The organism is Chitinophaga sp. LS1 (assembly GCF_034274695.1).
Classification (GTDB): Bacteria; Bacteroidota; Bacteroidia; order Chitinophagales; family Chitinophagaceae; genus Chitinophaga.
In genome coordinates, this window is record NZ_CP128362.1 from 4,933,555 (window position 1) to 4,948,957 (window position 15,403).

The following is a 15,403-nucleotide window of genomic DNA, read 5'->3' on the forward strand; positions in this document are numbered from 1 at the left end:
TAATGAAGCAGTTTTTAGATGAACATTTCCTGTTGAGTACTGCGACATCCAGGAAATTGTATCACGACTATGCAAAGGAGATGCCCGTGATTGATTATCATTGTCACCTGCCACCGGCGCAAATTGCAGCCGATACCGCCTTTGAAAATATTACACAGGCATGGCTGTATGGCGATCACTATAAGTGGAGGGCCATGCGTACGAATGGCGTGCATGAGAGCTATTGTACAGGTGACCGTTCGGACTGGGAGAAATTTGAAAAGTGGGCGGCAACAGTGCCTTATACCTTACGTAATCCCCTGTATCACTGGACGCACCTGGAATTACAACGTTATTTCGGCGTCAATGAAATATTGAATACATCATCGGCACCAGCTATTTATGCTACCTGCAATGAGCTGTTGCAAACAAAAGAATATACCACCCGCAACCTGCTACGCAAAATGAAAGTAGCGCTGGTATGTACGACCGATGATCCTGCAGATACACTGGAATATCACAGACAACTAAAAGAGGACGGTTTTGAAATTCCTATTCTGCCTGCGTTCCGTCCGGATCAGGCAATGAATGTAGATGATCCTGCAAAATATAATGCGTATCTCCAAAAGCTGGAACAGGCTGCGGATACAAGTATTTCCACTTACCAGGATCTGCTTACAGCGCTTAAAAGCAGGCACGATTTCTTTGCAGGGATGGGGTGTTCTGTGTCAGACCATGGTATAGAGGAAATCTATGCAGATGATTATTCAGATACAGAGATCAATAACATCTTTACGAAAGTAAGAAGTGGTCAACAACTGACCTTGTCCGAAATCCGTCAGATCAAATCTGCCTTATTAGTACAACTGGCTATCTGGGATTGGGAGAAAGGCTGGGTACAGCAATATCATCTCGGTGCGTTGCGCAATAACAATTCCCGCATGATGCGCCAGTTAGGTCCTGATACTGGTTGGGATTCCATCGGCGATTTCTCCCAGGCGAGGGCGTTGGCTAAATTCCTGGATAGATTGGATAGCCAGGATCAGTTGGCAAAAACAATTCTCTATAACCTGAATCCTTCAGATAATGAATTGCTGGCTACCATGATTGGAAACTTCAATGATGGGTCAGTAGCAGGGAAGGTGCAGTTTGGTTCTGCATGGTGGTTCTTAGATCAGAAGGATGGAATGATCAGGCAAATCAATGCATTGTCCAATATGGGGTTACTAAGCCGTTTTGTAGGGATGCTAACTGATTCGAGGAGTTTCCTTTCTTATCCAAGACATGAATATTTCCGTCGTATCGTTTGCGAGTTGTTTGGGCAGGAGATAGAGAATGGGGAATTACCAAATGATGTGGAGTGGGTAGGGAAGGTGATACAGGATATTTGTTTTTACAATGCACAGCAATATTTCAATTGGAAATAAAACATTCATGAAAAGGGGAATTCACCAACGAGGATGAACCCTGTTTTTAGGGAAAAAAACACATCCCGGTGACAACAGGGCGTCACCGGGATTCTCCTTCGCTGCAAGCAATCTTATTTTATGATAACAACCCGCGCTCATATCCGCGGATCGGGCAATTTAACCCCGCCATTACAGCGGGTCGTTCATCCTGACTAACCACTAACCAAACATTATTTATGATAACAACCCGCGCTCATATCCGCGGATCGGGCAATTTAACCCCGCCATTACAGCGGGTCGTTCATCCTGACTAACCACTAACCAAACATTATTTATGATAACAACCCGCGCTCATATCCGCGGATCGGGCAATTTAACCCCGCCATTACAGCGGGTCGTTCAACCTGACTAACCACTAACCAAACATTATTTATGATAAACAATCCGCGATCATCCGCGGACCGGACAATTTTACCCCGCTGCTACAAGGCTGTTCAAATGCAACAAAATCCGCTAACCCACTCCGCAAAGTATCCTCTGCTTTCAGTGCATCGAAATTCCCATTTAGTATCAGCGGGCCATTAAACCTCGCTCTGATTCCTGCCAGCAATATCGCTGGTATCTCCGGCTCTCCTAAACTATGCCCATCTACAATGTGTATATATGAAAGTGAAAACGTATCCAACGCATCTACTAAATATTCATAAGTCGTATTAATCTGTCCGTGATGTTGCAGATCATTCACCTTACTATAAGGAGACAACCTGATCCCTGTCCTGTCTTTTCCAATCGCTGCACTCACCGCAGCCACCGTTTCCAGAATAAACCGTACCCTGTTCGGAATAGTCCCACCATACTTATCGGTACGCTGGTTTGTATCAGGATGAAGAAACTGCTCCATCAGGTACCCATTCGCCGCATGCAGTTCCACACCATCAAAACCTGCTTCAATCGCTTGTTTCGCGGCCTTTACATGTAGCTGCACCATTTCCTGAACTTCAGCTGTACTCATTGCCCTTGGCGTACCATAAGGTTGATAACCAGCCGCTGTCCAGATTTGTCCATTGGCGGCAATTGCCGAAGGTGCTACGATCCTCGTCTTTGCCGGCATATTTGCAGGATGAGAGATCCTGCCCGTATGCATGATTTGCAGGAAGATCTTACCGCCATTTGCATGAACGGCTTCCGTCACCTTTTTCCAACCCGCTACCTGTGCTTTGCTATAAATGCCCGGCATATGTGCATGCCCCATTCCGCTTTCCACAGGGCTGGTGCCCTCTGCTATAATAAGTCCGGCGCCTGCCCGATGGCTGTAATACTCCACCATCAGCTCATTTGGCACCCCATCATTGACGCGGCGCTTGGTTACAGCCGGCGCCATCACGACTTTATTAGAAAGGGCGTATTTGCCTATAGTTGCCTGTGTTAATAATGCTGGATACATATTAGAATGATCGTTCTGGAAATGGTCAAAAAATTTTTACTTTCTAATGCTACTTAAAATATGATCAGTCAACTGATCAACCAACTGTTTATCATTGAATAATACATCCATCATCCACAGTGAGCTAAAGCTGCTGTACAGGAAGCGGGCCATTACACCCGGGTCTTTATCCGCAGGAATTTCTCCCATCTGTTTTGCCTTTTCAAGCAATTCCTGCAATACAAAGATCAGTTCCAATGCCTGGTTCTTAACAAGATCTTTGATACCCTGGTCCATAGATGCCAGTTCAAAGGAAGTCTTTACCATCAGGCAGGTCTGGCCTTCTTTTCTGTTTGCAATGGCTTTGCGTACAATGTGTTCAACAGCGGCAATCGGGGAGCATACCTGGCAGCATTGCTTGTAATCTTTCAACGCCTGTTTGGCGTAGTTAGAGAGACATTGCTGGAACAGCGCATGCTTGTCGCCGTAAGTATCATATATAGAGGCCCTGTTCAGTTGCATGCCATCCACAAGGTCTTGCATAGAAGTCGCGTTGTACCCCTTTTGCCAAAAGAGGTCTCTTGCTTTTTCCAGCCTTTCTTCAGGATCGAATGCTTTGTTACGTGCCATGATGGTACAAAAATATAATTTCAGAATGAATGTTCCAAATAAAAAAAGACGACTGTTCCATATTTGTAGAAACACGTCTACAATTGTTTGATAATCATTATGGTAGAGGTTGTATTATGAAAATCCTCTCCCAGCAAGGCATTGGAGTGGTTAATAGAACCTTCTGTCGGCAGTGGCCCCTTTTTTGCCTCTTCCCATGTAATAATTGTTGAACCTAAAAAAGTTAGACATGAAAAGACTAAGTTATGTAGCTGCCACGTTGATGACCGTTTGGATGCTACAATCCTGTGGCGGAGGAAACACCGGAGCAAAGCATGATGACGCTGTTGATAGCGCAAATGCCGTAAATAAAGAAATAGCTCCGGTAGACCAGAATTCATCTGAATTCGCTGTAAAAGCTGCCGATGCGGGTATGAAAGAAATTCAGCTTGGCAAGATTGCACAGGAAAAAGGTGTAAATCCTCAGGTAAAAGCTTTTGGCGAGCAGATGGTAGCAGACCATTCTAAAGCTGCTGATGAATTGAAAGCGATTGCAGCTTCCAAAAACATTACACTGCCTGATAGTGTAGGAGAAGACTATACAAAGGATATTAAGGATATCAGCAAGAAAACCGGTAAGGATTTCGACAAGGCTTATGTGGATGAGATGGTAAAAGACCATAACGATGCTGTAGACCTGTTCCAGAAAGCAAGCAATGACGTAACTGATCCTGAGCTGAAAGCTTTCGCTGCAAAGACACTGCCTACGCTGCAGGCGCATCAGACGCATGTGAAGATGCTGGATAGTTTGTTGAAGAAGAAATAATAAGAATTTTGTAGTTGTTAGTTGCCAGGAAGGTTTCATTGTGAATTGGATTCGGGAATGTCGACCTGGTGACTAACAACTCTTTTTTATATTGCTGCACACCCCCTATCTTTGCTTTCGGAGTAAGGGAGTTATGTACGCAATTGTCGATATCGAAACCACAGGTGGGCACGCCAGTGCCAATGGCATCACCGAAATAGCCATTTTTATTTATGATGGATCTCAAATTGTTCAGCAATACGAATCGCTGATCAATCCCGGTGTACCTATTCCCCGTTACATCCAGTCGCTTACCGGTATTACTGACCACATGGTAGCCACTGCTCCCAAATTCGCAGATGTTGCCGGCGAAGTATTTGCTTTGCTAAAAGACAAGATCTTCGTTGCTCACAACGTCAACTTCGACTATTCATTTTTACAATATCATTTGTTGCAGGCAGGTTACGACCTCCGCACCAAAAAACTGTGTACTGTACGCTTGGGGCGTAAAATCGTTCCCGGTTTACCCAGTTACAGTCTAGGTAACCTTTGCCGCTCTCTGCAAATCAATGTAGAACAGCGTCACCGTGCTGCCGGCGATGCTGCTGCTACCGTTCGTCTTATGGGACTCTACCTGAGCCTGGATACGAACAATGCTATCTCGGCAGCACTCAAAACCACCAGCAAGGAACAGTTCCTGCCACCACACCTTCCCCCTGATCAGGTAAAGAAATTACCTGCCAACCCGGGTGTATATTATTTCCACGATCAGAAAGGGAAAGTCATCTATGTTGGCAAAGCCAAAGACATAAAAAAGCGGGTCAACAGCCATTTTACCGGCAACAATCCCAGTCGCCAGCGCCAGGAGTTTTTGCGCAACATCTATAGTGTCTCTCACGAAGTGACAGGTACGGAACTCATGGCCAATATTCTCGAAAGCGTGGAGATCAAACGGTTGTGGCCAAAATATAACAGGAGTCAGAAGAACGTAGAATTCAAATACGGCTTCTACACTTTTGAAGACCAACTGGGCTACCTGCGCCTCGTGATCGAACGCCGCCGCAAGTATACCCGGCCACTTCACTCATTCCCTTTACTGGTACAGGGCCATACGATGCTCAAAGGGCTGATCCGTGAATTCGATCTCTGCCCCCGTCTATGCTTCCTCCAGAAAGGCGATGGCGCCTGCAAACCGTTGACAGGCCACAAGTGTAAAGGTGCCTGCGATAAAAAGGAAGGACCTGAATACTATAACCTCCGGGTACAAGCCGCCATCATCCACATGCAAATGCAGCAGCCGAGCTTTATCATCGTCGATACCGGCCGCGATGCAGGGGAACAGAGCTATATCCTGATGGAAAAAGGGAAGTTCTACGGCATGGGCTACATTTCCCGCGATACCGCCATCACAGTGGAAGAAGACGTGAAAGACAGGCTTACGCAGTACCCAGAGAATGAATATATTTTAAACCTGATCCACCAGTTTGCCGGCGCGAATAATTCCCGGCTTTTAAAGTTTTCTTAGTTAATTAAGTACTTTTGCGCATCTGAATGCATAACAGGCAATATTTGCCGGGTGAATAAAGGATATTCGTTAATTGTTTTAATAAGGTAATAATTCATGTTAGAGCCAAAGTTTAAATTTCCAAAGCAAACGGCTTTTTACAAAGGAAAGGTAAGAGACGTATACACCATCGATGACAAAGAGATGGTAATGATAGCCAGCGATCGTATCTCCGCATTCGATGTGGTACTGCCCCGTCCTATTCCTTACAAAGGTCAGGTGCTGAACCAGGTAGCTGCAATCATGCTGGAAGCTACTAAGGACATCGTGCCTAACTGGGTAAAGGCTGTGCCCTTGCCAAATGTAACCATCGGCTTAAAATGTGAAACTTTCCCGGTAGAAATGGTGGTTCGTGGTAACCTTACCGGCCATGCCTGGAGAACTTACAAAAGCGGTAAACGCGAACTTTGCGGCGTAACAATGCCGGAAGGTCTGAAGGAGAACGACTACTTCCCAACGCCTATCATCACGCCTACGACCAAGGCACACGAAGGTCACGATGAAGATATCTCCCGCGAGGATATCATTGCAAAGGGGCTTGTAAGCAAAGAAGATTACGAAAGACTTGAGCAATACACACTCGGCCTTTTCGCACGTGGTAAAGAACTGGCAGCTAAACGCGGTTTGATCCTTGTAGATACCAAATATGAATTTGGTAAAATTGGAGATACCATCTATGTGATCGATGAGATCCATACACCGGATTCTTCCCGTTACTTCTATGCAGATGGCTACGAAGAAAAACAAAAAGCGGGCGAACCACAGAAACAGCTCTCAAAAGAATTTGTACGCGAATGGCTGATGGCAAATGGATTCCAGGGTAAAGAAGGCCAACAGGTGCCTGAAATGACCGATGAATTCGTCAACACCGTGAGCGAACGTTATATCGAACTATTCGAAAATATCACTGGTCAGAAATTCGTGAAGGAAAACGTAAGTGAAGCCGATAGCGAGAAAAAGATCATAGAAACACTGAATAGTTTATAAGTTATCAGAAAAGGGGGAGGGGAACCTCTCCCTTTTTAATTGTAGCAGTAGGATTTTCTTCTTTGAAAGAAAAACAATTCATTCTCCGGAAGCTAACGCGATTTTGAAAATGATAAGCACTGCTTCAACGAAACAAAACCATCAGATCGATCCCTCGATTTATCTGAAACCATGCTAAACGGATATTTACGAAAGATAGACCAATGAAACACCTCGCCGTACTGAATAAATACTTCCTTCGCTATAAATGGCGTTTCCTGCTTGGATTAGTCTGCACAGTCATCTCCATTGTATTCAGTGTGTTTCAACCTATCATGGTCCGCCAGATATTCGATCTGCTGGCCCAGAATCTCAACAACTATCACCTGATCAGCGATACCAATCTTAAAACCACCTTCCATTCTGACTTCTCCAAAGTCCTCGCCTTCTACGGTGTCATGCTGCTCATCTTCGCATTACTAAGTGGTTTCTTCTTATATCTTCAGCGGCAGTCGCTCATCGTGATGAGCCGCCACATTGAATTTGACCTCAAGAACGAAATTTACCAGCACTACCAGCTGCTGGATCTCAACTTCTTTAAGATGCACCGCACCGGTGACCTCATGAGCCGCATCACAGAAGACGTATCACGTGTACGTATGTATGTCGGCCCTGCTATCATGTATGCCACCCGCACCATCTTCATGCTTGTGATCGTCGTGTATCTCATGATAGATGTGAACCCGTTGCTTACACTGTATACCCTGTCACCACTGCCTTTTCTGGCACTCACTATATATTATGTGAACCATATCATTCACCGCAAGAGTGAAAAGATACAGGCACAATTATCCAATATCACCTCCATTGCACAGGAGTCTTATTCCGGAATCCGTGTGATCAAATCATATGTACAGGAAGAAGGCATGATCGGGCATTTTGAAAAAGCCAGCGAAGACTACAAGATCAGTTCCGTCAGTCTTGCAAAGACAGATGCCCTCTTCCAACCCAGCATGGCATTGTTGATTGGTCTGAGTGTACTCCTCACCATTTTTATTGGTGGTATCCAGGTCATACATGGCAACATCACCGTAGGTAACCTCGCAGAATTTGTGATTTATGTAAACATGCTCATGTTCCCATTCCTTTCTATCGGGATAGTGGCCAGTATGATACAACGTGCATCTGCCAGTCAGAAACGTCTAAATGAGTTCCTCGATATCAAGCCCGCTATTTACAACAGACCCGATGCAAGGTCCATCGATGTAAAAGGTGAAGTGGTCTTCAAAAATGTATCCTTCACCTACCCACATACAGGAATACAGGCCATCCAAAACTTTAACCTGACGGTAAAACCGGGAGAGAAAGTGGCGGTGATTGGCCGTACCGGTTCCGGAAAGTCTACCCTGGCACAGTTGCTGATTCGTATGTATGATCCGCAGGAAGGTGAAGTGATGCTGGATGGTATGGATCTTAGAACCTTGAAACTGGAAGACTTACGTACACAGATCAGTTATGTACCACAGGATGTATTCCTGTTTTCAGACACGATCACCAACAATATCCGTTTCGGTACCCCTGAAGCCAATGAAGAAACTGTACGTCGTGCAGCCCGTCAGGCATCGGTGGAGAAGGACATACTGGGATTCCCCGAAGGCTTCAATACGGTAGTAGGGGAGCGGGGTGTGACATTGAGTGGTGGTCAGAAACAACGTATCTCCATCGCCCGTGGTTTGATCAAAGATCCGAATCTGTTGGTGTTTGATGACTGTCTGTCGGCTGTAGATGCCCGTACAGAGAAAGAGATCATTGGCAATCTGTATGCATACCTGAAAGACAAAACCGCTATAATTATTACCCACCGGATATTTGCCCTTTTTGAGTTTGATAAGATCATAGTTTTGGATGATGGACGCATCGTCGAAACCGGCACCCATGACGAATTATTATCATTAAACGGTTACTACTCAGAATTATACGCCCGGCAGCAATCTGGGGAAGATGAATCCATAATGGAATAAGGATCAAAATATTATACATGCCTGAAAACCAGTACCTAAGCTGTGTTTCTATCATTTTTCAAAATCATTTAAAATTATTTTGATATTTGTAAAACAATAGTATATTTGTTGCTTATTGGAAAAAGGATTTGATTCGTTAACAACTTAAATCTATCAACTGTGGCGTACGAAAATACCAATCAGCAGGAAAGAAATAATGACAGTATCTTTTCTAAACGATTGAAAGCGGGCAAAAGAAGAACATACTTCTTTGATGTAAAGACCACTCGGGGAAATGATTACTTTCTGACCATTACAGAAAGCAAAAAACGCTTTAATGACAATGGTTATGACAGGCACAAAGTGTTCCTGTACAAGGAGGACTTCAACAAGTTCCTGAATGCATTAACAGAGACCATCAACTACGTGAAGACTGAGTTGATGCCCGACTTCGATTTTGATGCCTACAACCACGACTATGTACGTGATGATGAAGAGGGAGAAGGCACAGAAGGAACTTCTTCTGATGCTGCTGTGGAAGCCGCTGTTGAAGCTGCTGCTGCACCTGCCGCTACTGCATCTGCTACTTCACATAGTGAAGATGTAGATAAGTGGTAAGGGAAGGCTAATATTGACTTCTTAAACTTCTTATACGACCTCTGGATTTTTCCAGAGGTTTTTTTATAATAAAAGAGGGGTTTGCCTATGGCAAACCCCTCTTTTATTATTGTTTCAAATGGAAGCTTACTTCTTCATCTTCTTCCACTCATTGATCAATCCATTTGTTGAGCTATCATGACTGGATACTGCCGCATCACTTACCAATTCAGGCAGGATCTTATTCGCCAGCTGCTTACCTAATTCAACACCCCATTGATCAAAGCTATAGATATTCCAGATCACACCCTGCACAAAGATCTTGTGCTCATACAGTGCCACCAGTGAACCCAACGTTCTTGGATCAATCTCTTTCACCAGGAATGAATTCGTAGGCCTGTTACCGGTAAACACTTTATAAGGCGTCAGGTGTGCAATCTCTTCTTCTTTCAATCCCTGTTTCACTAACTCCGCCTTCACTTCTTCTTCACTCTTACCATTCATCAATGCTTCTGTCTGCGCAAAGAAGTTAGACAACAGTTTTACGTGATGATCACCAATCGGATTATGACTGATGGCAGGTGCGATAAAGTCAGCCGGAATAATACGTGTACCCTGATGGATCAACTGATAAAACGCATGCTGTCCATTTGTACCTGGCTCACCCCATACAATCGGACCGGTTTCGTAATTCACCGCTTTACCATTGCGATCTACATACTTACCATTGCTCTCCATATTACCCTGTTGGAAATAAGCAGCAAAACGATGCATATATTGATCATAAGCTAAGATGGCTTCAGTGGCAGTGCCAAAGAAGTTACCATACCACAGACCCACCAGCGCCATGATAGCCGGAATATTCTTCTCTAACGGAGTGGTCTGGAAATGCTTATCCACTGCATGTGCACCTTCCAGCAATTGTTTGAAATTATCAAATCCTACAGTCAGCGCAATGCTCAATCCAATTGCAGACCACAGTGAATAACGTCCACCTACCCAATCCCAGAACTCAAACATGTTCGCAGGATCGATACCAAACTCCTTCACCGCTTTTTCATTAGTAGACAATGCAGCAAAATGTTTTGCTACAAACTTTTCATCCTTCGCATGCCCGAGGAACCAGCTACGCGCAGTCAGCGCATTGGTCATTGTCTCCTGCGTAGTGAAGGTCTTGGAAGCAACTAAGAACAGGGTCTCTTCCGGATTTACTTTCTTCAGTGTCTCTGCGATATGTGTACCATCCACATTAGACACGAAGTAAGGTTGCATATCTTTTTTCCAGTAAGGTTTCAATGCTTCAGTCACCATTACCGGACCTAAATCAGAACCACCAATACCAATATTCACGATATAACGTATAGGTTTGCCGGTATATCCTTTCCATTCACCACTGTGCACACGCTCGCAAAACTCTTCCATCTTCTTCTGCACCGCCTTTACATCCGGCATCACATCTTTACCATCCAGCAGCACAGGATCGCCTGAGAAATTGCGCAATGCAGTATGCAGCACAGCTCTGTTCTCAGTAGCATTTATTTTTTCAGCGCTGAACATTGCTTTAATGCCATCTTCTACACCACACTCTTTCGCCAGTGCAAACAGCTTAGTCAGCGTTTCTTCTGTAATAATGTTCTTGGAATAGTCGAACAGGATATTTTCAAAACGCAGGTTAAATTTTTTAAATCTTTCGCCATCTTCCGCAAACAAAGTGCGCATGTGTGTTTGTTTCATCTGGTCTGCGTGTTTCAGCAGCTCCTGCCAGGCTTTTGTTGTTTCAGGATTTGTCGTTGGGAACATGAGTTGATTTTTTAGTCTCCAAATGTAATAAATTATTTAACGGCCTTTTTATGAAATGCCTCCCGAACGCCCGCAATCAGCACAACGCCGATCGCCGTCAGGCAACATACGATCACTGGTAGGGCCATGGTCGTCACCTCACTTTGCCGTTTGGCAATGATACCATAAAATGCCCAGATAGCTACCATTCCTGCTACGATATTATGTCGCTTTACTACCAGCAGGGTGGCGCCTACACAGGCCATCAGGATGAGTATAGCTGTGATAGGTACGCTCATACCATCCCAGCCGGAATACACCATCAGTGCAGCAATATTGGCCATCGTGGCTACACAGATCCAGCCCAGGTACAAACTGAAGGGAACGTGTATGAGCCATTGCACAGAACGGCTGGCGCCCGGTGCAGCAATATTAAAATTTAAATGGATAGCCAGCAATGATATTAATAAGGTGAGCATCAGTAAAATAGCCAGTGGTATTAGTTCATAATGCCAGGCAAAAAGCCAGCAACTATTAGCCATACAACTGATCAACCACCAACCGCGCATCCTTTTCATAAATCGTTCCAGCAATTCCTCATATCCGGGCGCAAACGCCAGCCAAAGCTGGTAGATAATAAACCCCAGCAATGCCAGGTAAATTACGCCCCATATCGAAAAAGTAAAACCCGCAGGCACAAAGAGATTATCATACTTCTCCGACACCTGTGCGGGGGTATTGCCGTTGATCATGCCAAAAGCAGCAAGTGCATTCACACCAATGACCATCAGATACCCTAATGCGTTAAAAATCGCGCTGTTCTTGTAGTAAAGAGAGTCTTTCATGGATAGTTGAAAATTTTAATTTAAGGGCGAAGAATAATGTCAAACTGCAACAAATATTGTTCCCCTTTTTCCTTACATTTGCCACCATTATGACAGCAGAACAACTCAAAGCTATGAGGGACCGTCTCCATGTCCTGGGAGGTTTTCTTTAACGTCCAGGACCGCATAGCCAAAATCGAAAATGACAAACAATTATCGTTAGCCCCCGGCTTCTGGGACGACAATGCCCGGGCTACGTCAATTCTGAAAGAGATCAAAGTCAACAAGTTCTGGGTCGATCTTTACGAGCAGGTGAAAACCTCTATTGAAGATAGCGCGGTACTGCTGGACTTCCAGAAAGAGGGTGAAGCCTCTGAAGAAGAAGTAGCAGCTGCGTACCAGGGAGCAGTGGCCGCTTTGGATGAATTGGAATTCAAGTCTACCTTGAACGAGCCGGAAGACGAGATGCCGGCAGTACTCACCATCAACTCAGGTGCCGGTGGTACCGAGAGCCAGGATTGGGCCGAGATGCTGTTGCGTATGTATCGTATGTACGGTGAAAAACAAGGCTGGAAAGTATCTGAAATCGACGTGCAATACGGGGATGGTGCTGGTATCAAATCAGCTTCCCTGGAGTTCGACGGTAGCTTTGCTTATGGATTGCTAAAAGCTGAAAGCGGAGTGCACCGTCTGGTACGTATCTCTCCGTTTGACGCTAATGCCCGCAGGCATACTTCATTTGCTTCAGTCTATGTGTATCCGTTGGTGGACGATACCATCGAAATTGCCGTGAACCCGGCCGACCTGGAATGGGAATTCTACCGTTCTGGTGGTAAGGGCGGACAGAACGTCAACAAGGTGGAAACAGCCGTGCGACTCAAGCACGTTCCTACAGGCATCATCGTAGAATGCCAGCAGGCCCGTACACAGGGTGAAAACCGTGAGAAGGCATTGACCATGTTGAAATCACGCCTGTATGAGGAAGAGCTGCGCAAGCGCGAAGAGCTGAAAAATGCCGCTAACGCCAATAAGCGTAAAATCGAATGGGGCTCACAGATCCGTTCCTATGTATTCCATCCGTACAAGATGATCAAAGATCACCGTACAGATTTTGAAGTAGGTAACGTTGGGCCTGTAATGGATGGAGAACTGGAAGGCTTTATAAAAGCTTACCTGATGATGTCCAAAGAAAATAATTGATGTTTTTAATGTGAAAAGGCCCTTCCAGCAGGAGGGGCTTTTTTGATTTAGGGAATTGATGCCTGATCGCCTGCATGATTAGTTTTTTTCTGAAAATGGTTTTCATCCCCATTGGTGAATTCTCCTTTTTATTCTAAAGATGGTTTTCATCCCCGTTGGTGAATTCTCCTTTTTATTCTAAAGATGGTTTTCATCCCCGTTGGTGAATTTCCCTTTTTATTCTAAAGATGGTTTTCATCCCCGTTGGTGAATTCTCCTTTTTATTCTAAAGATGGTTTTCATCCCTGTTGGTGAATTTCCTTTTTATTCTAAAGATGGTTTTCATCCCCGTTGGTGAATTCTCCTTTTTATTCTAAAGATGGTTTTCATCCCCGTTGGTGAATTCTCCTTTTTATTCTGAAAATGGTTTTCATCCCCATTGGTGAATTCCCTCTTTCATGAAGGTTTTTTATTTTGACATAAAGGGACGCATTCCCAGCTGGCCGCAGACCATTAAAACCCGCCATATCGAAGACATCCATTATTTGTCGTTCAAAGACACTAATTTTATATTATCTCGTTACAACAAAAACTCTTTGAGAATGCACAACGCTTATTTTCATTTTGCTGCACCGGCAAATGAACCGGTTTACAGCTATGCACCCGGATCGCCAGAAAAGGTTGCATTGAAAAAGCAACTATCTGCCTTTAAGGCGCAACAGGCGGATATTCCTATGTACATCAACAACCAGGAAATCCGCACAGGGAAAACCGTTGACCTGCGCCCTCCACACGAAATCAAGCACAAACTGGGTCATTTCCACATGGGCGATGCCTCCCATATCAATGATGCCATCGCAGCAGCATTGGCCGCTAAAGAACAGTGGGCTGCTACTACATGGGAACAACGCGCTGCTATTTTCCTGAAAGCCGCTGAACTGATTGCTACTAAATACCGCTATCACATGAATGCTGCGACCATGCTCGGTCAAAGCAAAAATGCCTACCAGGCCGAGATCGATAGCGCCTGCGAACTGATCGACTTCCTGCGTTATAATGTGCATTTTCTCTCTGAGATCTATAAACAACAACCTGTCAGCTCTCCAGGGGTTCACAACCGAACCGAATACCGTCCGCTGGAAGGTTTCGTACTGGCAGTAACACCGTTCAACTTCACAGCGATTGCAGGTAACCTACCTACATCTGCTGCGATGTGTGGAAATGTGGTCGTTTGGAAACCAGCAGATACCCAGGTATTTGCTTCACATGTTTTCATGCAGATCATGATCGAAGCTGGCTTGCCAGCGGGTGTGATCAACCTCATATATGTGGATGGTCCTAAACTGGGTGATATCTGTTTTAGTCATCCTGAATTTGCAGGTATTCACTTCACAGGTTCTACTGCTGTGTTCCAGCATATGTGGCAGACGATCGGTCAGAACATCAATAAATACAAAGCTTACCCACGTATCGTAGGGGAAACAGGTGGGAAAGATTTCGTACTGGCACATGCTTCTGCAGATGTAGATGTGACTGCGATTGCACTGGCACGTGGTGCATTTGAATATCAGGGTCAGAAATGCTCTGCAGCGAGTCGCGCTTACCTGCCTTCTAACATTGCCGAAGCGGTAAAAACCCGTCTGCTGGCAGAACTGAAGACCATGAAAATGGGTACAGTGGAAGACTTCAGCAACTTTATCAATGCAGTGATTGATGAGCGTTCATTCAATAAGATCACTAACTATATTGAGAATGCAAAAAAAGATCCTGCTGCAAAGATCATTGCTGGTGGTAACTACAATAAGACAGAAGGTTACTTTATCGAACCAACTGTGATCGAAGTAACAGATCCGAAATACGTAACGATGTGCGAAGAGATCTTCGGCCCCGTATTGACGATCTACACTTATGATGCAGATAAATTTGAGGAAATTATTGGCGTGGTAGATAGCAGCTCTGCATATGCATTGACTGGTTCTATCATTGCACAGGATCGTTACGCAATTGACCTGGCTACTAAGAAGCTGGTGAATGCTGCGGGTAATTTCTATATTAATGATAAACCGACAGGTGCGGTGGTAGGACAACAGCCTTTTGGTGGTGCGAGAGCTTCTGGTACGAATGATAAGGCAGGGTCTATGCTGAACCTGTACAGGTGGTTAAGTGCAAGGACGATTAAGGAGACACTGGTACCGCCTACGGAGTATGGGTATCCGTTTGTGAAAGAAGCATAAGTTATATAAGGGCACTTCGAAAGAAGTGCCCTTAT

The 15,403-nt window shown here is 44.8% G+C and carries 12 protein-coding genes; 8 read left to right on the forward strand and 4 right to left on the reverse strand.

The features are described 5' to 3' along the window. The first annotated feature begins 2 nt into the window (after positions 1-2). Positions 3-1,406 (forward strand): glucuronate isomerase, encoded by a 1,404-nt coding sequence (gene uxaC / locus QQL36_RS20340; protein ID WP_083721757.1) that lies wholly within the window; start codon positions 3-5, stop codon positions 1,404-1,406. Between the two features lie 412 nt (positions 1,407-1,818). Here the strand turns inward: uxaC and QQL36_RS20345 are convergent, their stop codons facing one another. Both QQL36_RS20345 and QQL36_RS20350 read right to left on the reverse strand, forming a co-directional pair. Continuing rightward, positions 1,819-2,832: an alkene reductase gene (locus QQL36_RS20345; protein WP_083721756.1), complete on the reverse strand. Its 1,014-nt coding sequence runs from the start codon at positions 2,830-2,832 to the stop codon at positions 1,819-1,821. Positions 2,833-2,868: 36 nt separating this feature from the next. Then, positions 2,869-3,441, reverse strand: coding sequence for a TetR/AcrR family transcriptional regulator (locus QQL36_RS20350; RefSeq protein WP_083721755.1), 573 nt, complete (start codon positions 3,439-3,441; stop codon positions 2,869-2,871). 229 nt (positions 3,442-3,670) lie between these two features. Here QQL36_RS20350 and QQL36_RS20355 point away from each other — a divergent pair, with 229 nt between their 5' ends. From QQL36_RS20355 to QQL36_RS20375, 5 genes are all read left to right on the forward strand, one after another. Further along, positions 3,671-4,246: a DUF4142 domain-containing protein gene (locus QQL36_RS20355; protein ID WP_321566612.1), complete on the forward strand. Its 576-nt coding sequence runs from the start codon at positions 3,671-3,673 to the stop codon at positions 4,244-4,246. 133 nt (positions 4,247-4,379) lie between these two features. After that, the gene (locus QQL36_RS20360) at positions 4,380-5,750 is read left to right on the forward strand and encodes an exonuclease domain-containing protein (RefSeq protein ID WP_321566613.1); all 1,371 of its coding nucleotides are present in this window, start codon (positions 4,380-4,382) and stop codon (positions 5,748-5,750) included. Between the two features lie 96 nt (positions 5,751-5,846). Then, positions 5,847-6,776, forward strand: coding sequence for a phosphoribosylaminoimidazolesuccinocarboxamide synthase (locus tag QQL36_RS20365; protein WP_083721752.1), 930 nt, complete (start codon positions 5,847-5,849; stop codon positions 6,774-6,776). 203 nt (positions 6,777-6,979) lie between these two features. Next, positions 6,980-8,776, forward strand: coding sequence for an ABC transporter ATP-binding protein (locus QQL36_RS20370; protein ID WP_321566614.1), 1,797 nt, complete (start codon positions 6,980-6,982; stop codon positions 8,774-8,776). 159 nt (positions 8,777-8,935) lie between these two features. Next, positions 8,936-9,373: a DUF3276 family protein gene (locus QQL36_RS20375; protein ID WP_083721750.1), complete on the forward strand. Its 438-nt coding sequence runs from the start codon at positions 8,936-8,938 to the stop codon at positions 9,371-9,373. Between the two features lie 126 nt (positions 9,374-9,499). Here the strand turns inward: QQL36_RS20375 and pgi are convergent, their stop codons facing one another. Continuing rightward, positions 9,500-11,152: a glucose-6-phosphate isomerase gene (pgi, locus tag QQL36_RS20380; RefSeq protein ID WP_083721749.1), complete on the reverse strand. Its 1,653-nt coding sequence runs from the start codon at positions 11,150-11,152 to the stop codon at positions 9,500-9,502. Between the two features lie 32 nt (positions 11,153-11,184). Continuing rightward, positions 11,185-11,976, reverse strand: coding sequence for a hypothetical protein (locus QQL36_RS20385; protein WP_321566615.1), 792 nt, complete (start codon positions 11,974-11,976; stop codon positions 11,185-11,187). 89 nt (positions 11,977-12,065) lie between these two features. Here QQL36_RS20385 and prfB point away from each other — a divergent pair. Then, positions 12,066-13,155, forward strand: a protein-coding gene (prfB, locus tag QQL36_RS20390) for a peptide chain release factor 2 (RefSeq protein ID WP_143708760.1) whose coding sequence is annotated in 2 segments (ribosomal slippage) — positions 12,066-12,125 and positions 12,127-13,155 — 1,089 coding nt in all. Because the reading frame shifts where the segments join, the coding sequence is not laid out codon by codon here. Between the two features lie 581 nt (positions 13,156-13,736). Beyond that, on the forward strand, positions 13,737-15,368 hold the full coding sequence (gene pruA, locus QQL36_RS20395) for an L-glutamate gamma-semialdehyde dehydrogenase (protein ID WP_321566616.1): 1,632 nt from the start codon (positions 13,737-13,739) through the stop codon (positions 15,366-15,368). Positions 15,369-15,403: the final 35 nt, after the last annotated feature.